20 protein-coding genes and 2 pseudogenes are annotated in these 23,427 nt (G+C 72.2%); 11 read left to right on the top strand and 11 right to left on the bottom strand.

Translation table 11 applies throughout. From position 1 onward, the window contains the following. Window positions 1–58: 58 nt before the first annotated feature. Entirely contained in the window at window positions 59–859 is an 801-nt protein-coding gene (locus O7598_RS20915; RefSeq protein WP_269693015.1) for a PP2C family protein-serine/threonine phosphatase, read from the bottom strand. A 103-nt stretch (window positions 860–962) separates the two neighbouring features. Here O7598_RS20915 and O7598_RS20910 point away from each other — a divergent pair, with 103 nt between their 5' ends. The 7 genes and pseudogenes from O7598_RS20910 to O7598_RS20885 all read left to right on the top strand — a co-directional run bounded on the left by O7598_RS20910 (window position 963) and on the right by O7598_RS20885 (window position 6,239). After that, window positions 963–1,199, top strand: a complete 237-nt coding sequence (locus tag O7598_RS20910) for an HTH domain-containing protein (protein ID WP_091067797.1) — start codon at window positions 963–965, stop codon at window positions 1,197–1,199. Then, window positions 1,199–1,381 (top strand): annotated as a pseudogene (locus tag O7598_RS31500) (Clp protease N-terminal domain-containing protein); the annotation flags it as partial. The gene O7598_RS20910 and the pseudogene O7598_RS31500, both read left to right, overlap by 1 nt. 189 nt (window positions 1,382–1,570) lie before the next feature. Next, window positions 1,571–1,747, top strand: a pseudogene (locus O7598_RS31495) (Clp protease N-terminal domain-containing protein); the annotation flags it as partial. Between the two features lie 119 nt (window positions 1,748–1,866). Next, complete coding sequence (locus tag O7598_RS20900; RefSeq protein ID WP_269693013.1) at window positions 1,867–2,874, top strand: diacylglycerol/lipid kinase family protein; 1,008 nt, start codon at window positions 1,867–1,869, stop codon at window positions 2,872–2,874. Continuing rightward, window positions 2,867–3,868, top strand: coding sequence for a YihY/virulence factor BrkB family protein (locus tag O7598_RS20895; protein ID WP_269693012.1), 1,002 nt, complete (start codon window positions 2,867–2,869; stop codon window positions 3,866–3,868). The genes O7598_RS20900 and O7598_RS20895 overlap by 8 nt, the downstream gene beginning before the upstream one ends. 77 nt (window positions 3,869–3,945) lie before the next feature. Continuing rightward, window positions 3,946–5,436: a phosphatase PAP2 family protein gene (locus O7598_RS20890; protein ID WP_269693011.1), complete on the top strand. Its 1,491-nt coding sequence runs from the start codon at window positions 3,946–3,948 to the stop codon at window positions 5,434–5,436. Window positions 5,437–5,441: 5 nt separating this feature from the next. Beyond that, entirely contained in the window at window positions 5,442–6,239 is a 798-nt protein-coding gene (locus O7598_RS20885) for an endonuclease/exonuclease/phosphatase family protein (protein ID WP_269693010.1), read from the top strand. Here the strand turns inward: O7598_RS20885 and O7598_RS20880 are convergent. The 3 genes from O7598_RS20880 to O7598_RS20870 all read right to left on the bottom strand — a co-directional run bounded on the left by O7598_RS20880 (window position 6,236) and on the right by O7598_RS20870 (window position 8,812). Further along, a complete protein-coding gene (locus O7598_RS20880; protein WP_269693009.1) occupies window positions 6,236–6,871 on the bottom strand; it encodes a GAP family protein in 636 nt (211 codons plus the stop codon). The two genes, O7598_RS20885 and O7598_RS20880, sit on opposite strands and share 4 nt — an antisense overlap. 103 nt (window positions 6,872–6,974) lie before the next feature. Beyond that, the gene (locus O7598_RS20875) at window positions 6,975–7,853 is read right to left on the bottom strand and encodes an alpha/beta fold hydrolase (protein ID WP_269693008.1); all 879 of its coding nucleotides are present in this window, start codon (window positions 7,851–7,853) and stop codon (window positions 6,975–6,977) included. Next, window positions 7,850–8,812, bottom strand: coding sequence for a TIGR03557 family F420-dependent LLM class oxidoreductase (locus O7598_RS20870; protein ID WP_091067821.1), 963 nt, complete (start codon window positions 8,810–8,812; stop codon window positions 7,850–7,852). Before O7598_RS20870 ends, O7598_RS20875 begins: the two co-directional genes overlap by 4 nt. 259 nt (window positions 8,813–9,071) lie before the next feature. On the opposite strand from O7598_RS20870, the gene O7598_RS20865 reads away from it, so the two are divergent. From O7598_RS20865 to O7598_RS20855, 3 genes are all read left to right on the top strand, one after another. Beyond that, the gene (locus O7598_RS20865; protein ID WP_269693007.1) at window positions 9,072–10,472 is read left to right on the top strand and encodes a cellulase family glycosylhydrolase; all 1,401 of its coding nucleotides are present in this window, start codon (window positions 9,072–9,074) and stop codon (window positions 10,470–10,472) included. A 755-nt stretch (window positions 10,473–11,227) separates the two neighbouring features. Next, on the top strand, window positions 11,228–11,479 hold the full coding sequence (locus O7598_RS20860) for a winged helix-turn-helix domain-containing protein (RefSeq protein ID WP_269693006.1): 252 nt from the start codon (window positions 11,228–11,230) through the stop codon (window positions 11,477–11,479). A 312-nt stretch (window positions 11,480–11,791) separates the two neighbouring features. Then, the gene (locus O7598_RS20855; protein ID WP_269693005.1) at window positions 11,792–12,361 is read left to right on the top strand and encodes a hypothetical protein; all 570 of its coding nucleotides are present in this window, start codon (window positions 11,792–11,794) and stop codon (window positions 12,359–12,361) included. Here the strand turns inward: O7598_RS20855 and O7598_RS20850 are convergent, their stop codons facing one another. The 4 genes from O7598_RS20850 to O7598_RS20835 form a co-directional block, all read right to left on the bottom strand. Further along, a complete protein-coding gene (locus tag O7598_RS20850) occupies window positions 12,362–13,606 on the bottom strand; it encodes an RNA polymerase sigma factor (protein WP_442929934.1) in 1,245 nt (414 codons plus the stop codon). A gap of 2 nt (window positions 13,607–13,608) precedes the next feature. Then, window positions 13,609–14,001 (bottom strand): YciI family protein, encoded by a 393-nt coding sequence (locus tag O7598_RS20845; protein WP_269694924.1) that lies wholly within the window; start codon window positions 13,999–14,001, stop codon window positions 13,609–13,611. 124 nt (window positions 14,002–14,125) lie between these two features. Then, entirely contained in the window at window positions 14,126–18,328 is a 4,203-nt protein-coding gene (locus O7598_RS20840) for an FG-GAP-like repeat-containing protein (protein ID WP_269693003.1), read from the bottom strand. A 159-nt stretch (window positions 18,329–18,487) separates the two neighbouring features. Next, window positions 18,488–18,898: a RidA family protein gene (locus O7598_RS20835; RefSeq protein ID WP_269693002.1), complete on the bottom strand. Its 411-nt coding sequence runs from the start codon at window positions 18,896–18,898 to the stop codon at window positions 18,488–18,490. 79 nt (window positions 18,899–18,977) lie between these two features. On the opposite strand from O7598_RS20835, the gene O7598_RS20830 reads away from it, so the two are divergent. Continuing rightward, window positions 18,978–19,355, top strand: a complete 378-nt coding sequence (locus O7598_RS20830; RefSeq protein WP_269693001.1) for a winged helix-turn-helix transcriptional regulator — start codon at window positions 18,978–18,980, stop codon at window positions 19,353–19,355. Between the two features lie 3 nt (window positions 19,356–19,358). Here O7598_RS20830 and O7598_RS20825 read toward each other — a convergent pair whose 3' ends face one another. From O7598_RS20825 to O7598_RS20815, 3 genes are read right to left on the bottom strand one after another with little or no spacing between them, the layout of a single operon-like run. Next, window positions 19,359–21,578 carry an alpha-galactosidase gene (locus O7598_RS20825; RefSeq protein WP_269693000.1) on the bottom strand — a complete coding sequence of 740 codons (2,220 nt, stop codon included), beginning with the start codon at window positions 21,576–21,578 and terminating at the stop codon, window positions 19,359–19,361. After that, a complete protein-coding gene (locus O7598_RS20820) occupies window positions 21,575–22,459 on the bottom strand; it encodes a carbohydrate ABC transporter permease (protein ID WP_269692999.1) in 885 nt (294 codons plus the stop codon). Before O7598_RS20820 ends, O7598_RS20825 begins: the two co-directional genes overlap by 4 nt. After that, entirely contained in the window at window positions 22,456–23,415 is a 960-nt protein-coding gene (locus O7598_RS20815; protein ID WP_269692998.1) for a carbohydrate ABC transporter permease, read from the bottom strand. Before O7598_RS20815 ends, O7598_RS20820 begins: the two co-directional genes overlap by 4 nt. Window positions 23,416–23,427 lie beyond the last annotated feature (12 nt).

Genomic DNA, 23,427 nt, shown 5'->3' with positions numbered 1-23,427 from the left:
TCTTGCACATAATGTCAGAGTGTTGCGAGTGGTTCCCGTCACGCCGCCTCGGCGGCGGTCAGCGCGGCGCGGGCAGCGCGGGGTGGACGCGCAGGACCACGGCGGTGGCGTTGTCCTCGCCGCCGGCGTCGAGGCTGGCGTCGAGCAGGGCCCGGACGGTGCGCGCCGGGTCCCGCCGGGCGGCCAGCAGGTCCCGCAGGCGGTGGTAGCCGAGCTGGTCGCTCACCCCGTCGGTGCAGAGCAGCCAGGTGTCGCCGCGGCGCAGTGGGACGCAGAGCAGGTCCGGGTCCGGCGCGTCCGGGTGGCCGACGTAGCGCAGCAGTTGGTAGCGGGCCCGGGCCGCCTCCGGCGAGTCCGCCGTCCACCAGCCGTGCAGCAGGCCGAGCCAGGCCATCGTGTGGTCGACCGTGACCAGCTCCAGCATCCCGTCGCGCAGCCGGTACGCCCGGGAGTCGCCGAGCTGCACCAGCCATCCCTGGCCGCCGGCCGGCTCGACCACCAGGGCGGTGAGCGTGCAGCCGGTCAGCCCGGCGTGGGCCGCGCCGGCCCGGCGTACCCGCCGTTGGGTCTCGGTCGTGGCGGCGCGCAGCCCGGCGGCGTCGACGGTCGGCCAGGCGGCGCGGACCTGGTCGACGAACGTCCGCGCCGCGGTGGCGCCGGCCGCCCGGCTGCCCTCGCCCTCGCCCATGCCGTCGCAGACCACTGCGAGCGGCAGCTCGTCGTCGACGTGCAGCACGTCGTAGTTCTCCGGGTAGCGGTGCCCGACCACGCTGCCCCCGGCGACCTCCAGGGTGAGCCGCCCGGCGGTCAGCCGGCGGGCGGCCTCGACCGGCCGGTCCAGCGGACGGCGACGGAACACCTACGGAACGTAACACCGGTGCGGCCGGGTGGGCGGCCAGGCGGCGGCGTGTCTTCTGTCAACCAGGGTTGACACGCGTCGGCTGTCAACCTACATTGACAGCATGAGTCATGCGACGGAACTCGCGGCGGCGGCCGGCAGCACCGACCCCAAGGTCGGCCTGCGCGCGGTGCTCGCCCTGCGCCGGCTGCTCGAACGGCTCGAGGTGGTGCAGGTGGACAACGCCCGGCGACAGGGCTGGTCCTGGCAGGAGATCGCCGACGCCCTCGAGGTCAGCCGGCAGGCGGTCCACAAGAAGCACGCCGGGCGACCGGCGGTGCGCGAAAGCTGGGAGGCGTGATGTTCGAACGATTCACCGACCGGGCCCGGGCCGTGGTGCACCACGCGCTCGTCGAGGCCCAGACCGAGGGCCGGCGTCCGGTCGGCACGGAGCACCTGCTGCTCGGCGTGCTCGCCGACCGCGACAACCTGGCGGTCCGCCTGCTGGCGGCCGACGGCATCGACGCCGACGGGCTGCGCGCCGCGGTGGCCCGCCACACCGCGCAGGGCGTCGACGGCCTCGGTGCGGCGGACGCGGCCGCGCTGCGCGAGATCGGCGTCGACCTCGCCGCGATCGTGGCCCGCATCGAGGAGTCCTTCGGCCCCGACGCGCTGCGCGAGGCGACGCCGCGCCCGCGCCGGTGGTGGCGCCGCCGGCACGACAGCGGCCGGTTCTCGCCGCGGGCGAAGAAGGTGCTGGAGCTGTCGCTGCGCGAGGCCCTGCGGCTGCGTCACCGGCACATCGGCACCGAGCACATCCTGCTCGGCCTGCTCCGGGAGGGCAACGGCCTGGGCGCGCAGGTGCTCGTCGAGGCCGGCGCCGATGTCGACGACCTGCGGCAGCGGGTCGAGGTGGCGCTGCGCGAGGCGGCCTGACGGCGGTCGGCGATTCCAAACCTCTTTGCGGTCCTCGCAACGACCCCGCCCGCCGGGTCGCCGCCGCGCTCCGCGTCCTGCACACTGACGCCGTGGACGGTGCAGAAGAGAAGCTTCCGGTGACCGCGGAGAACCGGACCCCGCGCTCCGCCGTGGTGGTCAACCCGGTGAAGGTGGCCGACCTGGACGAGTTCCGGCGGATCGTGGACGGCGCGCTCGACGCGGCCGGCTGGCCGGCGCCGACCTGGTACGAGACCACGGTCGAGGACCCGGGTCGCGGCCAGGCGGAGGAGGCCGTCAAGGCCGGGGCCGAGGTGGTCTTCGCCTGCGGCGGCGACGGCACCGTGATGGCCTGCGTCACCGCGCTCGCCGGCACCGAGGTGGCACTCGCCGTGCTGCCCCAGGGCACCGGCAACCTGCTCGCCGCCAACCTCGGTCTCTCCAACGATCTCGGCGCCGGGCTGGAGGTCGCCGTCGAGCGCGGGATGCGCCGGCTCGACGTCGGCGTGGTCGACGACCAGTGCTTCGCGGTGATGGCCGGGATGGGCTTCGACGCCCAGATGCTCGACTCCACCTCCGAGACCACCAAGAAGCGGATCGGCTGGCCGGCCTACCTGGTCGGCGCGGCCCGCCACCTGCGGGACCGGCCGATGCGCGTCTCGGTGCGCATCGACGGCCGGCCGCCGCTGCGCCGCCGCGCCCGCTCGGTGCTGGTCGCCAACGTCGGCCGCCTCCAGGGTGGGGTGCGCCTGCTCACCGACGCCGAGCCCGACGACGGCTGGCTCGACGTGGCGGTGCTGACCCCGCGCACGGTCGGGCACTGGCTCGCCATGGGCTGGGCGCTGGTCCGCCGCACCGGCAGCGTGCCCCGGATGGAGGTGTTCCGGGCCCGCACGGTCGAGATCGCCAGCAACCGGCCCCAGCCCCGCCAGCTCGACGGCGACCTGATCGAGCCCGGGCGCTCGCTCACCGCCACCATCCGGCCCGAGTCGCTCTGGCTCTGCGTGCCGCGGCCGGCGGACCACCCCGACCTCGCCGAGGACGCCAAGGCCGCCGCCGAGCGCGGCGAGCGTCTGGTCGAGGACGTCCGCCGTGAGTAGCACCAAGCTCGTCCCCGAGACCCGGCTGATGACCCAGAACGAGCTGTCGGCCGACGACGCCTGGCACACCCTGCGCCGGCACGGCGGCTGGTGCCTGCTGCGGGACGCCTTCATCCGGTTCCGCTACGGCGACGGCTTCAGCCACTCCCGGGCGCTGGCGTTCCAGCTCTGCCTCGCCGTGGTGCCGTTCCTGATCGCGCTCACCGGCCTGATCACCGACCTCGGCGCGGACGAGGGCGGCAAGGTCGTCGCCGACACGGTGCTGGCGATCACGCCGGGCCAGAGCGAGTCCATGGTGCAGGAGCTGCTGACCGACTCCGACCGCACCGAGGACGTCGGCGAGCTGGCGCTGACCCTCGGCCTGATCACCGGGCTGGTCGCGTTGACCACCACGATGGCCCAGATCGAGCGGGGCGCCAACCGGATCTACGGCGTCGAACGGGACCGTCCGGCCCTCCCCAAGTACGTGCGGGCCGCAGTCCTCGCCGTGGTCGCCGGCGTACCCGCGCTGATCGGGTTCCTGATCCTGGTCGGCGGCGGCGCGGTCGGTGACTCGGTACGCCGGCACTACGAGTGGGGCGAGGCCGCCACCGTGGTGTGGGACGTGGTCCGCTGGCCGCTCAGCCTGGGCCTGACCGTGCTCGCCGTCGCGGCGCTGTTCCGGCACGCGCCCCGCCGCAAGCAGCCCGGCCTGTCCTGGCTCTTCTTCGGCGCCGGCATCGCCATCGCCATCTGGTGGGCGGCCAGCCTGCTGCTCGCCGCGTACGTGAAGTACGGCGGCGGGTTCGGCCAGACCTACGGCGCGTTGACCGGCATGATGGCGCTGCTGCTCTGGGCCAACCTCACCGGGATGGCGCTCTTCGGTGGGCTGGCCTTCGCCGCCCAACTGGAGGCGATGCGGATCGGGGTGGAGGAGCCGGCCCAACCGGACCTGTGGGAGCCGGACGCGCAGCGCGAGGAGCTGCTCGACACCGGCGAGATGACCGCCCTCTGACGCCGCGCCGGTACGGCGTGTACAAAACACGCCGATCGGGTACAGCGCGCCTCGCAGAAGAACAAGGGAGGTGCGGTGTGACCGCGGTCAAGGAATCCGGGCGCCGACCGCTCGGCCACTTCGCCGAGCGGAGCCTGGTCGGCCTGCTCGCGGTGGCCGGTGCGGGCGTCGCGTTCGGCGTGCTGCTGATGCTCGTCCGGTTCCGCTGGAGCCCGCTGCAGAACGCCGACCACGAGGCGGCCGAGTGGTTCAACAACCTCGTGGCCCCGCACCACCCGCTGGTCACCGTGCTCCAGGCGATCACCGACCTGGGCGGGCGGCCGGTGCTGATCTGGCTGATCACCATCGCGGTGGTGGGCCTGCTGATCCGCCGCCAGTCCCGGCTGGCGGTCTACCTGATCGTCACCGGCGTCGGCGGGCTGATCCTCGACCCGTCGCTCAAGGCGCTGGTGGGACGGCTGCGCCCGGTGGTGGACGTGCCGGTCGCCAGCGCGCCCGGCAACAGCTTCCCCAGCGGCCACGCGCTCGGCTCGTTCGTGGCGTACGGCGCGCTGCTGCTGGTGTTCCTGCCCGCCATGGCGCCGCGCTGGCGCAAGCCGGCCATCGCCATCGCCGCCGTGCTGATCTTCCTGGTCGGGCTGACCCGGATCGCGCTGGGCGTGCACTTCGTCTCCGACGTGCTCGGCGGCTGGCTGCTCGGCGCGGCCTGGCTGGGCGTCACCGCGTACGCCTTCCGGCTGTGGCGGCGCGAGCGCGGCCGGCCGGTCCCGCCGCTGACCGAGGGCCTGGAGCCCGAGGCGGGCGAGGAGATCGCCCCGGCCCCGGCCGAGGAGAAGGTGCTGGAGCACCCCCGCTCGGCGGTGGCCGAGCTGCTGGTCGGCTGGGTGATCGTGTTCGGCGCGCTCTACGCGTTCGGCATGTACGTCAGCTACCACGCCAAGGGCACGGTCTTCGACTGGCTCGACACCGAGGTGCCGCGCTGGTTCGCCGCCCGGCACACCGACGGGCTCACCGACCTGAGCTGGTGGTGGAGCAAGTTCGGTGACACCCACGCCATCCTGCTGGTCTCGCTGGTGTTCTGCCCGATCGTGCTGGCCCTGTGGCGCCGGTGGCGGCCGGTGCTGTTCGTGGTGCTGGCCATGTTCGGTGAGCTGAGCCTCTTCCTGGCCAGCGCCCGGGTGGTGGAGCGGCCCCGCCCGCCGGTGGAGAACCTGGACGGGCAGATGCCCACCTCGTCGTTCCCGTCCGGGCACATCGCGGCGACCATCTGCCTCTGGGTCGCCATGGCGATCATCGTGTTCCCGCGCACCGACCGGTGGTGGCGGTGGCTGTTCGTGGCGATGGCGGTGATCATGCCGGTGGGCGTGGCCACCTCCCGGATGTACCGGGGCATGCACCACCCGACCGACTTCATGGGCGCGATCATCCTCGGCACGCTCTGGCTGTCGCTGCTCTGGTGGGTGATCCGCCCGAACGCCGACGTGGCGCAGGGCAACCAGCCGGCGATCGAGTCCGAGCAGGTCGACGAGCTGGACGACGAACTGGCCAAGGCCGGCCGGCCGGACTGACCGCGATGCTGCGGCTGATGACCTGGAACATCCGCACCGGCGGTCGGGACCGAGACGGCACCGACCGCCGGGACCGGATCGCCTCGGTCGTCACCGCGCACCGCCCGGACGTGCTGGCGTTGCAGGAGCTGCGCGGGCTGGACCGCACTCTGGGCGGGCTGGCGCAGCGGCTGGGCATGACGCCGTACCTGGCCCGGTCCTGGTTCGGCCAGTCGGTGGCGGTGCTGGTCCGCCCGCCGCTGCGGGTGCTGCGCGCCGGCCCGGTACGCCGACCGTTCCACCACGCCGCCGCCCGGGTCCGGGTCGCCACGCCCGCGGGACCGCTGACCGTGTTCAGCACCCACCTGAACCCGTACTCGGGCGGGCGGCGGCGGATCGAGGCCGGCTGGCTGGCGACGGCGGTGCGGCGCACCGGGGGAGAGCTGGCAGTGCTCGCCGGGGACCTGAACACGCTGGAACCGGCCGTCGACCACGCCGACCGGCTGGCCGGGCTCGCCCCCGCGTACCGTCGCCGGCACCTGCGTCGCGACGGCCGTACCGTGGACACCCGCGCGGTGGCCCGGCTGCTCGACGGCGGCCTGGTCGACGTGTGGGCGCGGGCCGGCGGCGACGGACCCGGCGGGCTGACCGTGCCGACCGGGCACGGCGGCGCGGAGTTCGCCGGGATGCGGCTGGACTACCTGCTCGCCACGCCGGCGCTGGCCGAGCGGGTCCGGGCGGTTCGGGTGGTCCGCGACGGCGACGCGGAAACCGCCTCCGACCACTACCCGGTGCTGGCCGAGCTGGACGTCGAGCCCGGCTAGGCGAGGTCGGACAGCACGATCGCCACGAAGATCAGGATGACCGCCTCGCTGATGATCCAGGAGTGCGCGTTGGACCAGTCGCGGATCTTCGGCAGCAGCCGTTCGGCGCGCGCGCCCAGCAGCACCAGCGCGAGCAGCGGCAGCGCCAGCAGCAGCACGGTGAGCACCAGGAACGGCAGTAGGTGCCACCACGGCCTGTCGTGCCCGGCCAGGCTGCCGGCGACCGACGCCATGGTGACCTCGTCGCTGGGCATGGCGAGGAAGAGCACCACGCCGAGGCCGAACGCGAACGCGGGCCTCGGGTCCTCCAGCCTGCGCATCCAGCCCGGCGGCTGGTTCCGCTTGCGCTTCAGGAACGTGATCACCATGAGCACGAGCAGCAGTACCAGCACGATCCAGTCGATCAGGTGCCGGCTGCCGCTGTCCTTCGTCCCGTTGCCGGCGCTGTGCCGGATCACCCGGAACACCGCGTACCAGACGGTCAGCGGGATGAGCGTGCCCAGCGCGGCGCCCGCCAGGTAGGCCACCGAACTGCGGCGCGGGTCGCGGCTGGCGGCCAGGAAGACCGCGCTGATCAGCTGCGGCCCGGCGATCATCACCAGCGTCAGCGGCAGCACGGTCAGCAGGTTCATGGCCTCATTGTGTTGTCGCCCCGGCGGCGGCGCGGCCGGTTCTAGAGGATCAGGTTGAGCAGCACGGTCAGCACCACCGACGCCATGATCGAGAAGAGGATCATCAGGAGGCAGCCGATCCCACCGCCGGCGGGCCGGATCTCGGTGTTCCCGATACGCATGACGTCAGCTCCTCTTCGTCGGGGGTGAGCAGGTCGCGGATCGCGTCCGCGACCGGGACGGGCGCGGTGGTCACCACGTTGTGTGCCGCGCCGGGCACGCTGACCGCGCGGGCGCCGGGCACCAGCCGGGCGGCCTCGGCCCGCCAGCCGGCCGGAGCGATCGGGTCCCGGGCGCCGGCCAGCACCAGCGTCGGCGCGGTGACCCGGACCAGGTCCTCCTCGATCGTGTTGCGCACCGAGTGGGACAGCGTGGCGAGCACCCGCCACGGGCGCGCGTCGGCCACGTCGCGGACCAGGATCGGCGCCTGCCACGGCGCCTCGCGCAGCGTGTCGACCAGCCAGCGGCCGATCTGGCCGCGTCGCGACCGGGCCGCCGGGTCGCTTGTCGGCCCGGCCAGCACCAGCGCGTGGACCAGGTCGGGGCGGCGGGCGGCGAGCGCGGCGGCCACCTCCGCGCCGAACGAGTGGCCGAGCAGGCAGACCGGCCCCGACCGGTACGCGGCCAGCCAGTCGACCAGGAACGCGGCATGCCCGGCCACGTCGTACGCGGTGCCGGGGCGCTCGGTCAGCCCGAAGCCGGGCAGGTCCGGCACGTACACCGGATGGTGCGCCGACAGCGTCGCCGCGAGCGGGGTGAGGTAGCGGTGCGACACGGCCAGGCCGTGCACCAGCACCACCGGCGGACCCGGCCGGGTCGGATCCGCCGACCGGCGGGTGTGCGTCCGCAGCCCGCCGATCGACCGGAACTCGCTGACCAGGCCGGCCGCCGGCCGGGGCGGGGCGAACGCCCGTCGCAGCTCGGACAGCCCGGGGCGGCTCACAGCTCGCGCAGCCGGGGCAGCAGCTCCTCCTGGGCCCAGTCGAGGAACATCGGCTGGCTGTCGCCGCCCACCTGCACCAGCGCCACGTGGGTGAAGCCGGCGTCGACGAACTTCTTGAACGCCTCGACGTGCCGTTCGGTGTCCGGGCCGCAGGAGATGCCCTCGGCCACGTCCTCCTCGCGGACGAACTGGGTGGCCGCGGCGAACGCGTCCGGGTTCGGCAGGTCGGCGTTGACCTTCCAACCCATCCCGAACCAGCGGAACTGGTCGTGCACGATCTTGCGGCACTCGTCCTCGTCGGGGCCGTAGCAGATGGCCACCTGGCCGTAGCGGGGGCGGCCCGCGCCGCCGGCCTCCTCGTACATGTCGACCAGGTGCGACAACGGGTCGGTGGCGATCATGGCGTCGGCGTACTCGGCGGCGAGGGTGGCCGACTGCCGGCCGGACGCGGCCACCGCCATCGGCACCGGGCGCTCCGGCCGGTCCCACACGTACGCGTCGGGCACGTCGAAGTGGTTGCCGGAGAACGTCAGCGTCTCGCCGTTGAGCAGCGGCCGGATGATCTGCAGCGCCTCCTCGAACATCTCGTGCCGCTGCTGCACGTGCGGCCACCCGCCGACCACGTGCTCGTTCAGGTTCTCCCCGGCGCCGAGGCCGAGCGTGAACCGCCCGTCCGAGAGCACCCCGATGGTGCTGGCCTTCTGCGCCACCACGGCCGGGTGGTAGCGGCGGATCGGGCAGGTGACGAACGACAGCAGTTCGGGGCGGGTGGTGGCGTGGGCGACCGCGCCGAGCACCGACCAGGCGTACGGGGAGTGGCCCTGCGACTCCAGCCACGGGTAGTAGTGGTCGGACATGACCAGGTGGTCGAAGCCGGCCGCCTCGGCGCGCACGGCGTGGTCGACCAGGTCCTTCGGGCCGGCCTGCTCGCACATCAGGGTGTAGCCGACGTTGACCATGTGGCCTCTCCTTCCGGGTGGATCGTCCCGGGATACCCCGTCGGGCGCGAGTCAACCTTGACGGGTGGTTTGATGCTGCCTACAGTCCGCCTTAACCGGTTCAGACCGGGGAGGCGCACCATCCTGTGGTGGGGATGACCGCCCCTGCGGCGGCCCGTGACGACACGGGCCGCCGCAGGACTTAACCGGTTGCTTTCAAGGGTCCATCGGCTTACGCTGATGCCGGCGTCCGGGCCGTCGCCACCTTCTGAGGACAGCCATGAAGAAAATGCTCTCCGTCGCGGGCGTCGCCCTGCTGACGGCCCTCACCGCCGTCTTCGCCTTCGGGCAGCCGGCCCAAGCCGCCACCGGTTTCTCCGTCTCGAACGGCCGGCTCTACGACGCCAACGGCACCGAGTTCGTGATGCGCGGCGTCAACCACGCGCACACCTGGTACCCGCAGCAGACCAGCTCGTTCGCCAACATCAAGGCGCTCGGCGCGAACACCGTCCGGGTGGTGCTGGCCACCGGCGACCGCTGGACGAAGAACAGCGCCGCCGACGTGGCCAACGTGATCTCGCTGTGCAAGGCCAACCGGCTCATCTGCGTGCTGGAGGCGCACGACACCACCGGCTACGGCGAGGACGGCGCCGCCACCACGCTGGCCAAGGCCACCGACTACTGGCTGAGCATCGCCGACGTGCTCAAGGGCCAGGAGAAGTACGTCATCGTCAACATCGGCAACGAGCCGTTCGGCAACCAGGGCTACAGCGCCTGGACCACTGACACCTCGAACGCGATCAAGCGCCTGCGGGCCGGCGGCCTCACCCACACGATCATGGTGGACGGCCCGAACTGGGGCCAGGACTGGTCGTTCACCATGCGCGACAACGCCGGCACCGTGTTCAACGCCGACCCCCAGCGCAACACCGTCTTCTCCATCCACATGTACGGCGTCTTCGACACCGCCGCGGAGATCAGCGACTACCTGGGCCGGTTCCGCAGCGCCGGGCTGCCGATCGTGGTCGGCGAGTTCGGCTTCAACCACTCCGACGGCAACCCCGACGAGGACAGCATCATGTCCTACGCCCAGGCCAACCGGATCGGCTACCTGGGCTGGTCGTGGAGCGGCAACGGCGGCGGCGTGGAATACCTGGACATGACCACCGGCTTCAACCCGGCCCAGCTCACCAGTTGGGGCCAGCGCATCTTCGCCGGCGCCAACGGCATCACCGCCACCTCCCGCGAGGCCTCGGTCTACTCCGGCAGCTCGCCGAGCCCGACCACCAGCCCCACCCCGACGACGAGCCCGAGCCCGACCGCGCCGCCGACCAGCAGCCCGAGCCCGACCGCGCCGCCGACCACCACGCCCCCGCCCACCGGCGGCTGCACCGCCAGCTACACCGTCGTCAACTCGTGGCAGGGCGGCTTCCAGGGCGACATCAAGGTGACCGCGGGCTCCGCCGCGATCAACGGCTGGACGGCGAAGTGGACGTTCGCCAACGGTCAGACCGTCAGCCAGTCCTGGAACGCCACGGTCAGCAACAGCGGGTCGGCGTACACCGCCCGCAACGTGGACTACAACGGCCGGCTCGGCGCCGGCGCCAGCACCACGTTCGGCTTCATCGCGAGCTGGAACGGCACGAACGCGACGCCCGCGGTGACCTGCACCGCGAGCTGACCGCCGGTGGCCGGGTCCACACGGACCCGGCCACCGTTCTGTCGGTACGCCCTCGGTTCGGATCGTCGGTGCCCCACCGCCTCGCCTGCCGCCGGCGCCTGTCGAGCTGAGAGCAGAGAAAACTCAGCCCTCCGCCGCCCCGGCTCTGATTCAACCGAGCGTTCGGTGGCGTCTCCGCGCTCTGACACCCATACCGCTCCACTCGCGAGCCGGGCGGGGCGTCAGTGGAACGGTATGGGTGTCTCCGGCACCCTGACACACCCATGGCGTTCCACTCGCAGGCGCAATGGGGTGTCTCCGGCGCGCGTCGAGAGCGCCGCGCGAAGCTGCAACGTCCTGGCGGAAGACGAACCCGGCGTACTCACCCTCGCCTCGAAACGCTCCTAACCCGAACCGCCCTCCCGGAGGGCGGCGCACTCTCCGGCATGGTCCTCGATAGCCTCAGCCAGTTCGGACAGCGCCGTGAGTCGATGCATCGGCAACGGTGAGCCGCACTCGCCGCACTCCAACCGGTCAATCCGGGTAGGCCACCACCAAGCGTTGGTGTTGACAGGCACGCGCATCGGCTCTTCCTCCGACAGCACCGCTCCACCCCCGTGACGAAGCCGGTGAGGCACCCTGACCCGTGCCGGGGTCAGGACGCCCTCCGATGGCCGGCGGCCCGCACCGACATGACGTCCACTACGGGCCGCGCCTTTCCTGGGAATTTAGTGCCAGTAGTGCAAGCAAGGCAAGCAGTGCCAGAGGTGTCAGCGATGCGGATCCGGGTAGGCGGCACGATGGCGCCCGTGCCCATCCCGCACACGGCGAAGGAGATCGCCGACGATCTGACCCGCCGCATCGGCGCCGGGGAGTTTCCGCGCGGGGCCCGCTTGCCGACGTACGACGCGCTTGCCGCTGAGTACGGGTCGGCCCGGCGAACCGTCGCACGTGCGGTGGACACCCTCAAGGCGCACGGCATCGTGGTGGGCGTACCGGGGTCGGGAACCTACGTCGCAGAGGCGTAGCAGCGCCGATCCTCAGTGGTCCGCTTGGTGGGAGCCGGCGGGGTGACCAAGGACTTCGCCTCGCCTCGGCGATCGACTCCGCTCCAAACTCCTTGATCACGCTTAAGGCGGGCTCCGGCAGGCGGACGAGGAGCGGCAATCCGGTGATCATGAAGTAGGCGGCATCCAAAGAGATCAACTTCGCCGTCAACCTCATGATCACCGCGTCCGATCGCCCGGTGGAGTCAGATGCGGACGTACTGGTTGGGCTGCCGTACAGTCTGGCGCGCGTCGGGCCGACCGGTCGGCGCGCGATCGTCGGGAGGGGACGCGATGAGCACGCCGGGGACCAGGGGACGACCGTCGGGACTGGTGATCGGCTCGCTCGTGGCCATCTCGTTCGGGACCGTCTTCGTCATGGTGAACAGCGGCGGCCTGCCGTCGCCGTGGCCGCTCGTGCTGCGGATCGTCGGCCTGCTGGTGGCCGCGCTGCTCCTGGTCGGCCTGTTCCGGGTGGCCCGCCAGGCCCCGCCGGCCGCGCAGGGACCGGAGGCGGCGGGGTTCATGGACCGCCGCTACTGGATCGTGGTGGCGCTGGAGGCGGTCGCGCTCTTCGGCGGCCTCGCCGTCATCAACAACGTGTTCGACCGGCCGGCCGTCTCGGTGGCCTGGGTCGCGGTGGTAGTCGGCGTGCACTTCTTCGGCCTGGCCGCCGTCTGGCGGATGCCGCGCTACCACTGGCTCGGCGCCGTGATGACCGCCCTTGGCCTGGCCGGCTTCCTCACCTACGCCCTCGGTGGTGACGCTGCGGCGGTCGGCCTGGTCTCCGGCGTCGGCTGCGGCGCCGCCCTCTTCGCCACCGTAGCCCTGGCCCTGCGCGACACCACCCGCCGCACCGCCTGATCAACCAGCGCGGAGACGGGCGGCGCGGGTCAGCAGGTATTCCTGTTCGGGGCGGCTGGTCGTTCTCGCGGCGGCGGCCCGGTAGTGGGTGACGGCGGCGTCCCGGTCGCCGGCCATCTCGTGCAGGTGGGCGCGGGCCGCGTCGAGCCGGTGCGAGCCGGCGAGCCGGGGGTCGGCGGCCGGGGCGGCGAGCGCGTCCAGCCCGGCGGCCGGGCCGTGCACCATGGCGGTGGCGACCGCCCGGTTCAACGCCACCACCGGGCTGCCGGTGAGCCGCTCCAGCACCCCGTAGAGCGCGAGGATCTGCGGCCAGTCGGTGGCGGCCGCGCTCGGCGCCTCGTCGTGCAGCGCGGCGACCGCGGCCTGGAGCTGGTACGGCCCGACGGGGCCCCGGCGCATCGCGTCGGTGACCAGCGTCGTGCCCTCGGCGATCGCGGCGGCGTCCCAGCGGGACCGGTCCTGCTCGGCCAGCGGGATCAGCTCGCCGGACGGGCCGGTGCGGGCGGCGGCGCGGGCGTCGGTGAGCAGCATCAGCGCGAGCAGCCCGCCCACCTCGCTGTCGTCGGGCAGCCGCCGGTGCATCTGCCGGGCCAGCCGGATCGCCTCCTCGCAGAGGTCGATGCGGCGCAGGTCGTCGCCGACGGTGGCGGTGTGCCCCTCGGTGAAGATCAGATAGAGCACGTGCAGCACGGCGGCGAGGCGGGCCTGCCGGTCGGCCGGCTCGGGCAGCCGGAACGGCAGGCCGGAGTCCTTGATGCGTTGCTTGGCGCGGCTGATCCGCTGCGCCATGGTGGCCTCGGGCACCAGGAACGCGCGGGCGATCTCGGCGGTGCTCAGCCCGCCCACCGCGCGCAGCGTCAACGCGATCGCCGACGGCGTGGTCAGCGTCGGGTGGCAGCAGAGGAAGAGCAGCACCAGCGTGTCGTCGCGGTCGCCGGTCATCGGCTCGTCGGCGGCGGGCGCGGTCCGCCGGTCGTCGCCGGCGCGCCGGGCCGCGCGTTCCTCCCGGTCCCGCCGGGCCGTCTCGGCCCGCACCAGCTCGATCATCCGCCGGTACGCGACCTGCGTGAGCCAGCCGCGCGGATGCTCCGGCAGCCCTTCGGCGGGCCACTGCCGGGTCGCCGCCAGCAGCGCTTCCTGCACGGCGTCCTCGGCGGTGGCGAAGTCGCCGAACCGGCGGGCGAGCACACCGAGGACCTGCGGCGCCAGGTCGCGCAGCAGGTCCTCGACGGCGTGGTCGACCAGGGTCACATCTCCTGCGGCGGGCCGGACATCACCGGGCGCACCTCGATCGGCATGTTCAGCGGCCGACCGCCGGGGCCGGGCGCGGTGGAGATGTGCGCGGCGATCTCGACCGCCCGCTGCGAGGTCTCGCAGTCGACGATCCAGAAGCCGGCCAGGAACTCCTTGGTCTCCGCGAACGGCCCCTCGGTCACCACCGGCGCGCCGTTCTCGCCGGCCCGCACGATCCGGGCCTGTTCCGGGCCGCCGAGCCCTTCGCCCTGCACGAACTCGCCGTCGGCCACGAGCTTGGCGTTGACCTCGCCCATGAAGTCGATGTGCGCCCGGAACTCCTCCGGCGTCCAGGTGTCGATCGACGGGAAGTCGGCCCCGGCGGCGCTGAACTGCATCAGCAGCATGTACTTCACGATTCGCTCCTCACGCCCGAGCACCGATTGTCGGTGCTTCCACCCACGGGTAGAAGCCGCCACCCCGGTTCTCGACATCCGCCGGCGAAAAGGATTCGGTCGTCGGCGGGAGCGCTCAGTGGTTCGTCCAGGCCCGGATCCGCCCGACATCGTCGAGGACGAGATAGTCGTCGCGCCGGTCGCCGTCGAGGTCCGCCAGCTCGACCCGTTCTCCGGCGACGCCGACACCGGCGGCGATCTCGCCCGCCACGGTCCAGGACATGCCGGCGCCGTTGGCGACGTTCAGCCAGGCCCGGAGCCGACCGAGGTCGTCGATGACGAGGTAGTCGTCGCGCCGATCGCCGTCGATGTCGGCGAACCGGACGCTGTCGCGGGTGGCCCCCACGCCGGAGACGATCTGACCCTGGTAGCTCCATCCCCAAGAACCCTCGGCATTCCTGCCCTGGTTGAGCCAGGACCTGACCTGGCCCTGGTCACCGACGAGGAGATAGTCGGCTCGGCCGTCGGCGTTGACGTCGGCGAGCCGCACCTGGGCACGGTCTGCGCCCGCCACCGAGGCGATGGTGCCCTGCCATGCCCAGGTCCAGGCACCCTCGGTGTTCCTGCCTTGGTTGAGCCAGGCGGTGAGCTGGCCCTGGTCGCCGACGACGAGGTAGTCGGCTCGGCCGTCGGCGTTGATGTCGGTCAGCCGCACCTGGTCGCGGGTGGCGTTCACGCCGGAGGCGATGGTGCCCTGCCATGCCCAGGTCCAGGCGCCGGCGGTGTCTCTGCCTTGGTTGAGCCAGGCGGTGAGCTGGCCCTGGTCGCCGACGACGAGGTAGTCGGCTCGGCCGTCGGCGTTGATGTCGGTCAGCCGCACCTGGTCGCGGGTGGCGTTCACCCCGGAGGCGACGGTGCCCTCCCACCGCCAGCGGTCGTGGCCGGCGAAGCGGTCGTTGAACCAGCCGCTGACGACGCCCTGCCTCCGCACGACGAGGTAGTCGCTGCGGCCGTCGCCGTTGACCTCCGCGAAGACGACGTCGGCCCGGGACGCGCCGACACCCGAGGCGATCTCGCCCTGGAAGAGCCACGGCCGGCTGCCGCCGACGGCGTTGAGCCAGGCGCGTACCTGTCCTTCGGCCCCGACGACCAGGTAGTCGTCCCGCCCGTCGCCGTTGACGTCGGTGAACGTCAGCTCGTCACGGGACGCGCCGACGCCGACGGCGACGATTCCCTGCGGCAGCCAGGCGGCCCCGCTGCCGCCCAGGTTGTTGAACCAGCCGCGGACCTGGCCCGCTTCGTCCACCGCCAGGTAGTCGTCGCGGCCGTCCCCGCTGATGTCGGCGAACATCACCTCGGCCCGCGAGGCTCCCAGGTTCGGCACGACCTCACCCTGGTTGAGCCACCGCAGGCCACTACCGGTGTCGGTGTTCAGCCAGGCGCGTACCTGACCCTGGTCGCCGACCACGAGGTAGTCGGCCCGGTGGTCGCCGTCGAGGTCGGCGAAGCGCACCTGGTCGCGGGTGGCGCCGACGCCGGACGCGACCCGACCGGCCCACTTCCAGCCCCAACCACCGCCCGGGGAGGCGCCGGCGTTCAGCCAGGCACGAACCTCACCCTGGTTGCCGACGGCGAGGTAGTCGTCCCGCCCGTCGCCGTCGAGGTCAGCGAAGCGCACCTCGGCGCGGTCCACGCCGGCCCCGGTGGCGACGACACCCTGCCAGGCCCAGCCGTCGTCCCCACCACCGCTGGGTGAGGGCGCCTCCGGACTGCACGCCCTGCCGGACGCGTCGGGCGTCGCGGGTGGCAGGACCCACCCGTCGCGGAGGGCGGCCCGGACCGCGGCGGTGAAGGCGGTGGCCATCTTGGTGTAGCCGCTCGCCTTGGGATGGAGCCAGTCGTTTAGGTCGGCGGTGGTGACGGCGTTCATGTCGACCAGCCGGACGTACCTGCCGGCACGGCGCAGGTCGGCGACGACGCCGGGGAGTTGGGCGTTGAAGCGTTGGATCCGGGCGTTGACCGCCGGGTCGGTGGAGGGCACGAGCGTGGCGACCAGCACCGTGGTCTCCGGGGCGAGCGCGAAGAGGTCGTCGATCAGGGCGCGTAGCCGGGCCGGTGCCTGGTCCACGTGGAAATCGGTGTTCATGTCGTTGGTGCCGGCGTGCAGCGTCACGACGTTCGGTCGGTGGTAGGCCATGGTGCAGCCCGTCACCAACCGGTCGATCTCGTCGATGCGCCAGCCCTTGTGACCCTCGTGGTCGGGGTCGGCGAACTGGCCCGACCGCAGGGAGCCGACGAAGTCCACGCTGCCGCCGGCGCCCTGCAACGACTCCCACAGTTCCCGGCGGTAACTGGAGCCGCCGGCGGCGCCGACGCCATAGGTGATCGAGTCACCGAGGGGCAGCAGACGCAGGTCGGGTGCCTCGGTCGTCCGCGGTTTGAGAGGAAGCCGCACCGGCAGGTCGTCGAGGGGATCCGTGGGGAACGGACCGGGCGTCGGTGGTGTGGCGGCATCGGGTCCGTCGTAGCGGACGAACCAACGCTGGCCGGGGCTGTCGTCGCAGGCGGTCACTGTGGCGGGACCGGCCTGCCCGTCGGGCGCCTGCAGGCAGAGGTGCGAGGCCTCGTTGCGCAGGCGCAGCGATCCGTCGACGTAGTACTCGGTGAGCCAGCGATGACCGGTGCCGTCGTTCGTCGAGTCGGGATCGTCGCAGTGGTAGATGACCGCATCGCGGCCTTCGGTCACCCGGTCGCTGTCCCGTACGTCGAGGCACTTGCTGGTCGCGTGCTCGGGTCGGAGCCGGACGAGGTTGTCACCAGGGTCGACGACCTCGAGCCGCCACCGCTGGTTCGCGACGTTGTTGTAGGGGTAGGTGATGACGCCGGCGTTGTCCGCGGTGCCGGCGCCGGAGACGTCGAGGTAACCGTTCGTGGCCACCGACCGCAGACGGAGGTTGGTGTCGATGGTCGTCCACTGCGTCTCTCGGATGTTCGTCCCGGTGGTCCAGAGACGCTGGCCGCGTGCCTCGTCGCACCTGGTGGCGAGCACCTGGGAGAAGGCGACCTCGGGGGCGCTCATGCAGGCGTTGGTCACCACTGCGCTGCGCCAGGTCACCGGGCCTCCGGGGGCGGCGGGATCCTCCAACGTCCAGTGGGCCAGTGGCTCGGCGCAGTCGGTCGGCACGATACCGCTGATCACGGCCTCGGTACGGCGGAACAGCGGGTCGACGCCCAGGCAGTTACCGGTCCGCACGTTGCGCAGCGCGTGGGTGAAGCCCGGCGTGAGGAGGGTCTCGAATCGTTGGTTGTCGTTGTCGCGCGGCTCGTGCACGATCACGTCGTTGCCGGCGGTGAGGTCCACGTGCAGACCGGTGTCCGTCGCGATCACCGAGGGGTAGGACCGGGCCGGCTGGATCGGAACGACCGGGGCCGGTTGGCGCGGCCGCGTGTAGTGGACCGGGAAATGATCCGCGCCACGGCCGGCCGGCACGGTCACCTCGAACGATTGGGCGATGTTGAACACGATCGCGAAGTCGATCTCGCCACCGTTGTCATGGGTGGCGACGCCCGGGCGGAGGAGGTGTTCGTTGTCCTGGAGGTGCAGGGTGATGCTCTCCGCGTCGGTGGTGCTCCGGTTCTCGATGTGCACGTTGAAGTCGCCGGCCAGGATCCATCCCTCGCCGGGCCGGGTGGCAGCCCGGATGTTGGCCAGCAGGCCCTGGATGTCGTTGCCCCGACCGTGCAGGTCGTAGTACCACGTCTGGCCGAAGCGCAGGCCGAGCACCGGACGGGACCGGTAGGCGTCGGCGGCGACCCCCGGGCCGGGGTTGGCGAAGGCGTTGTTGCGGATCAGGCGTACCTCGTCGGCCGGCGTGTCGGTCACCATGGCGAGATTGACCCGGCCGCCGCGGAATTGATTCACGCCGGCCTGGCTGCGCTGGGGGTCGGTCTGGGCGAAGTACACGTGTCGGAGGATGTTCCCGTCCCGGAGCCTGCGCGCCTCCCACGTCGTATGCGTCACGAATGCGGGTCCGCCGTCGAAACGATTGACCGGGATCTGTTGCTGGGGCTGGCCGTAGTACGGCTGCGGCGGTGGCCCGCTGCCCGCCTCCTGAAGGAACACGACCGGGAACTCGGTCGCCAGGGCGGCGACCTCCGATCCCCACCGCTCCCCGTTGAGGGATCCCTCCATGTTGTAGCTGGCGAACGGGGCGGAGCCGTCGCCGGGAACGGCGCTGGCCGGAGCCGCCCGGGTGACGGTGACACCCGTGATCGCCAGCAGCCCGACCAGCACCGCTGCCCCGTACCTGCGCCATCCGGCCGCCCGGTCAAGAGTCATGGTTGTCCCGTCCTCGATCGGCGATCATCGGGACCAGTCAAACAGCCATTGATTACCGTGAGATTATGTCGAGTCGGGTGTGACGTGCGTCGCGGGCGTGGGCGGCCCGGGGGAGTGGCCGGTGGGCACACCGACCTCGGCCCCGGGCCGGAGCAGGTGCTACGCCGCGACGGCGGTGGTCTCCAACTCGACGAGCACGTCGGGCTCGAAGAGATGGTCGACGCCGATCAGCGAGGCCGGCGGCAGCGGACGGGGCAGGCCGAGTTCCTCGGCGACCGACTCGATCCCGGCCATGAACGGCCCGATCTTCTCGGGTGCCCAGTCGGTGACGTAGAAGGTCAGCCGGACCACGTCGTCGAAGGAGGCGTCGGCTCCGGCGAGGGCACGGGCGGTGTTGCGCAGCACCTGCGCGACCTGGCCGGTGAGGTCGCCGGTCGCGACGGGCGTGCCGTCGCCGAGGCGGGCGATCTGGCCGCTGACGTGGATGTGGCGCGACCCGGTGGCGACCGCCACGTGGTGGTAGGGCGTGTGCGGCTGAAGATCGTCGGGGCTGAGGCGGGTTACTGACATCAGGTCTCCTCCAGGTGCGGTGTATCGGTTTACTATTGATACCTAGTTGACGGAGGACACTTCAAGGAGACCTGGTTTCATGCCCGATACCACCGCCCCCCGCGCCGCCGAGCTACGCATCGACGCGCCGCACCGCGAGCTGCTCGACCAGGTGCTGGACAAGTGGTCACTGAGCGTCCTCAACGAGCTGTGCGAGCGCCCGTGCCGCTTCAACGAGCTGCGCCGCGCGGTCCCGGCGGTGACGCAGAAGTCCCTGACCGCGACGTTGCGGCGACTCGAACGCAACGGCATCGTGGAGCGCCACGTGGTGGCGACCCGTCCGGTCGCGGTGGAGTATCGGATCACGCCGCTGGGCAAGACGTTGCGCGCACCGATCGACGCGCTCCTGGACTGGGCCGACGCGCAGATGCCGCGGATCGAGGAAGCCCGGCGCGCGTTCGACGCCACGGTGGAATAGTGCTCAGGCGGCGGTGACCTCCAGCAGCAGCGCCTGCTCCGGGTGCAGCGCGGGCAGTTGCAGGCCGACCGTGCCGAGCACCGCTCCGGGCAGCGTCACCCCGGTGCCGGAGGCCAGCCAACCCGGCGGGGCCAGCTCCAGCGTGGCCGGTTCCGGCACCCCGGCCGGTGGCCGCACCCGGTAGCGCCGCTCCGGGTCCAGCCCCGGCAGCCGCACCGCGCCCGGCACCTGGGCCACCGAGGTGGCGACCCGGCTGACCGCGTACACCGCTCGGGAGCGGTCGTGGGCGACGACGCCGTGGGCCTGCACGGCCTCGTCCGGGTGGTCGACCCGGACCGCCCGCCCGCCGTGCAGCAGCGGGCGGAGCCGTTTGTGCAGCGCCACCCAGGCGGTGAGTTCGACCCGCGCGGACGCGTCGATCGCGCTGATGTCCCACTCGATGCCGTGGTGGCCGAAGAGCGCGGTGACCGCCCGGAAGCCGAGGTCGTGCACGCGGTGGGTGGTGTGTGAGCGGTCCGGGCCGATGTGCGTGCCGATCAGCTCCGGCGGGAGCAGCAGCCCGGTCCAGCGTTGGACGGCGAGGCGTTCCAGCGCGTCGTTGCAGTCGCTGGCCCAGACCCGGTCGGTGCGGCGCAGGATCTCCAGGTCGACCCGGGCGCCGCCGGAGGAGCAGCTCTCGATTTCCAGGCCGGGGTGGCGGGCACGCAACTCGTCCAGCAGCCGGTAGACCGCCAGCGTCTGGGCGTGCACGCCGGGGCGGCCGCCGTGCCCGGCCTCGGTGAGGTCCCGGTTGTGGTCCCACTTCAGGTACGCGATACCGGCGTGCTCGCTCAGCACCGCGTCGAGCCGGCCGAGCAGGTACGCGTACGCGTCCGGGTGGGCCAGGTCGAGCACCTGCTGGTGCCGCCACGCCGGGGGCAGCCGGCCGGGCGCCTGGAGCACCCAGTCGGGGTGGGCCCGGAACAGGTCGGAGTCGGGGTTGACCATCTCCGGTTCGACCCAGAGCCCGAACTGCATGCCGTGCCCGCGTACGTGGTCGATGAGCGGTTGCAGCCCGCCGGGCCAGACCTGCTCGTCGACCCACCAGTCGCCGAGCCCGGCGAGGTCGTGCCGCCGGCCGCGGAACCAGCCGTCGTCGAGCACGAAGCGTTCCACGCCCACCTCGGCGGCCCGGTCGGCGAGCGCGCGCAGCCGGTCCAGGTCGTGGTCGAAGTAGACCGCCTCCCACACGTTGAGCGTCACCGGCCGGGGTGTGCGCGGATGACCCGGCCGGGCACGCAGGCTGGTGTGCAGCACGTCGCTGAGCCCGTCCAGCCCGGCGGCGGAGCACGCCGCGTGGAGCAGCGGCGTGGCGTACTCCTCGCCCGGCCCCAGCACGATCTCGCCGGGTGCGAGCAGCTCCCCGCCGCCGAGCGTGGCCTCGCCGGTCGGGCGTCGTTCGGCCACCGTGACGTGGTCGCCGCTCCACGCGGTGTGCACCGCCCACACCTCGCCGTGCCCGAACCCGAAGCCGGGCGTGCCGGCGACCAGCAGCAGCGTGGCGTCGTGCCCGGTGCGGCCGTGCCGCCCCTCGCGCACCCAGGCGCCCATCGGCCACGGGTGCCGCTGCGGCGCGCGTTCCCGGCACCAGCGCCCGGTCAGGTCGAGCAGCTCGGTGGCGACCGCCGGCACCGGCAGCACCGGGGTCAGCTCCCGCAGCTCGTAGCGGCCGTCGCCGTCGTTGCGCAGCCGGTGCCGCAGCGTCAGCAACCCCGCCGCGTCCAGCGTGATCTCCACGGTCAGGCTCAACCCCGCGTCGGGGTCCGCCGCCCGCACTGTCACAAGGAGGGGCCCCCTGTTAACGCCTGGTGCGGGTGAAGGGGCCCCGCTTAACACCTCGTGCCCGCCCGCGGTGCCGTCCGGCTGCGAAGGTGGCGCGGGAACGTCGTGCACGTCGAGGTCGGTCAGGCGGAACGCCGTCGACCAGTCCCGGCCGTCGCGGTGGCCGGCCAGCCCGGGCCGGCCGCTCCAACCCGCGCTCGCCTCGGGCAGCAGGGACAGCACGGTGGGCTCGTCGAAACTGCTCGGCACCACCGGCGGTACGGTGGCGTCGACCAGCGCGGGCAGGTCCTCGGTGGACAGCGGACCGAGGTCGGTGCCCCAGTGCACGACCCGGGGCAGCCCCGGGCCGCGCGCGTCGAGCACCAGGCTGGTCCGCGCGCGGCGCAGGTGGACGATCGTCATCCCTTGGAGGCTCCCAGCGTCAGGCCCCGGACGAACTGCTTCTGGAGCAGGAAGAAGATGACCAGGGTGGGGATCGCGACCAGCACCGAACCGGCCGAGACGAGGTTGTTGTCGGTGAAGAACTGGCCGCGCAGGTTGTTCAGCGAGCTGGTCACCGGGAACTTGTCACCGCTGCGCATCAGCACGGTGGCCCAGAAGAACTCGTTGTAGATCCAGGTCACCTCCAGCGTGGCCAGCGCGGCCAGGGCCGGCCGGCACAGCGGCATGGTCACCTGCCAGTACTGCCGCCACACGCTCGCCCCGTCGACCATCGCCGCCTCGTACAGCTCGTGCGGCAGCGCCTTCATGTAGTTGCTCAGCACGAAGACGCAGAACCCGCACTGGAACGCGACGTTGACCAGGATCAGCCCCCAGTAGCTGTCGTAGAGCAGCTCCGAGTCGCTCATCCAGGGCGGCAGCGGGATCTCGGTGAACATCCGGAACAGCGGGATCAGCAGGGACTGTTGCGGCAGCAGGTTGGCCGCGGTGAAGAGGCCGAGCAGCGCGATGTTGAGCTTCCAGCTGAACCGGGCGATCACGAACGCCACGCACGAGGCGAGGAAGAGCGTGAGCAGCACCGCCGGGACGGTGATGTAGACCGAGTTGAGGAAGTGCTTGCCGAACTCGGCGGTCTGCCAGGCGGTGACGTAGTTGTCGATGGTCCAGCCGCCGAACGAGACGTAGCCGTGCACGGCGGTGTACTGGTAGGAGCGGAACGAGGTGAGCACCGCCCAGAGCAGCGGGAACAGCCAGCCGACGGCGACCGTACCCAGGAAGACGTGCAGGACGACCCGGGCGGGCCGCACCGGCCGGCGGCGCCCGGGGGAGACGGCGCTGCTCATCGCTTGTCCTCCCGCATCACGGTCCAGAGGTAGATGGTGATGAAGATCAGCGAGACGGCCAGCATGATGGTGGCCAGCGCGGAGCCGAAGCCGATCCGGCTGGCTTCGCCGACCACGTTCTGGGTGACCAGGGCGGAGATCAACTCCAGCCCGTTGCGGCCCTTGTTGATGACCCAGACCAGGTCGAACGCGCGCAGCGACTCGATCACGGTCACCACCAGCACGATGATGTTGATCGGGCGCATCACCGGGAACACGACCCGGAAGAACGTGCTGGTCTCCGAGGAGCCGTCCACCGCGGCGGCCTCCCGCAGCGACGGGTCGACGCCCTTCAGCCCGGCCAGGTAGAGCAGCATGATGTAGCCGACGTGGCGCCACCCGGCGGCCACCAGTACCGCCCAGATGTTGACGTTCGGGTCGCCGTACCAGTCGGTCTCGCCGCCGAACACGCCGTTGAGCAGGCCCTGGTCGCGGCTGTAGATGAGCTGCCAGATGAAGCCGACGAGCGCCAGCGAGAGCACCACCGGCAGGTAGAGCGCGGTCTGGTAGAAGCGGCTGCCGCGCAGTTCCTTGTCCAGCAGCACGGCGAGGAACATGCCGAACGGGGTGGCCACCACGAAGAGCGCGGCCAGCCAGAGCAGGTTGTTCTGCACCGCGGGGACGAACGGCGGGTAGTTGTGCACCACGTCGTCGTAGTTCTTCAGGCCGACCCAGTCGATCTCGCCGATCGGGCCGATGCCGTCCCAGTTCGTGCCGGAGAGCAGCACGGTGGCCCCCGCCGGCAGCCAGACCAGGGCGAGGACGAGCAGCAGGGGCACCAGCACCATCAGCGTGATCACCACGCGGTCGGTGCCGGACAGGAGCCGTAGCCGGCGGCCGCGGCCCCCACCGGTGGTGGTGGTCGCGGCCGGTGGCGGCACGGCGCGATCCGCTTGGATCAGGGGCAGGTCGGACATGGTGTCCTTCCC

Origin of the sequence: Micromonospora sp. WMMC241 (genome assembly GCF_027460165.1) — a bacterium.
GTDB lineage: Bacteria > Actinomycetota > Actinomycetes > Mycobacteriales > Micromonosporaceae > Micromonospora > Micromonospora humi.
The sequence above is the reverse complement of the archived record's forward strand: the minus strand, read 5'-3'. Positions and strand labels throughout refer to the sequence as shown.

Excerpts from the sequence above, each read along its gene's own strand:
- O7598_RS20860 (WP_269693006.1), top strand. The coding sequence starts at position 11,228 with ATGCGGATCCGGGTAGGCGGCACGATGGCGCCCGTGCCCATCCCGCAC.
- O7598_RS20865 (WP_269693007.1), top strand. The coding sequence starts at position 9,072 with ATGAAGAAAATGCTCTCCGTCGCGGGCGTCGCCCTGCTGACGGCCCTC.
- O7598_RS20880 (WP_269693009.1), bottom strand. The coding sequence starts at position 6,871 with ATGAACCTGCTGACCGTGCTGCCGCTGACGCTGGTGATGATCGCCGGG.
- O7598_RS20815 (WP_269692998.1), bottom strand. The coding sequence starts at position 23,415 with ATGTCCGACCTGCCCCTGATCCAAGCGGATCGCGCCGTGCCGCCACCG.
- O7598_RS20855 (WP_269693005.1), top strand. The coding sequence starts at position 11,792 with ATGAGCACGCCGGGGACCAGGGGACGACCGTCGGGACTGGTGATCGGC.
- O7598_RS20820 (WP_269692999.1), bottom strand. The coding sequence starts at position 22,459 with ATGAGCAGCGCCGTCTCCCCCGGGCGCCGCCGGCCGGTGCGGCCCGCC.
- O7598_RS20845 (WP_269694924.1), bottom strand. The coding sequence starts at position 14,001 with ATGCTGCTGATGCAGTTCAGCGCCGCCGGGGCCGACTTCCCGTCGATC.
- O7598_RS20885 (WP_269693010.1), top strand. The coding sequence starts at position 5,442 with ATGCTGCGGCTGATGACCTGGAACATCCGCACCGGCGGTCGGGACCGA.
- O7598_RS20840 (WP_269693003.1), bottom strand. The coding sequence starts at position 18,328 with ATGACTCTTGACCGGGCGGCCGGATGGCGCAGGTACGGGGCAGCGGTG.
- O7598_RS20910 (WP_091067797.1), top strand. The coding sequence starts at position 963 with ATGAGTCATGCGACGGAACTCGCGGCGGCGGCCGGCAGCACCGACCCC.
- O7598_RS20835 (WP_269693002.1), bottom strand. The coding sequence starts at position 18,898 with ATGTCAGTAACCCGCCTCAGCCCCGACGATCTTCAGCCGCACACGCCC.
- O7598_RS20830 (WP_269693001.1), top strand. The coding sequence starts at position 18,978 with ATGCCCGATACCACCGCCCCCCGCGCCGCCGAGCTACGCATCGACGCG.
- O7598_RS20870 (WP_091067821.1), bottom strand. The coding sequence starts at position 8,812 with ATGGTCAACGTCGGCTACACCCTGATGTGCGAGCAGGCCGGCCCGAAG.
- O7598_RS20825 (WP_269693000.1), bottom strand. The coding sequence starts at position 21,578 with ATGACGATCGTCCACCTGCGCCGCGCGCGGACCAGCCTGGTGCTCGAC.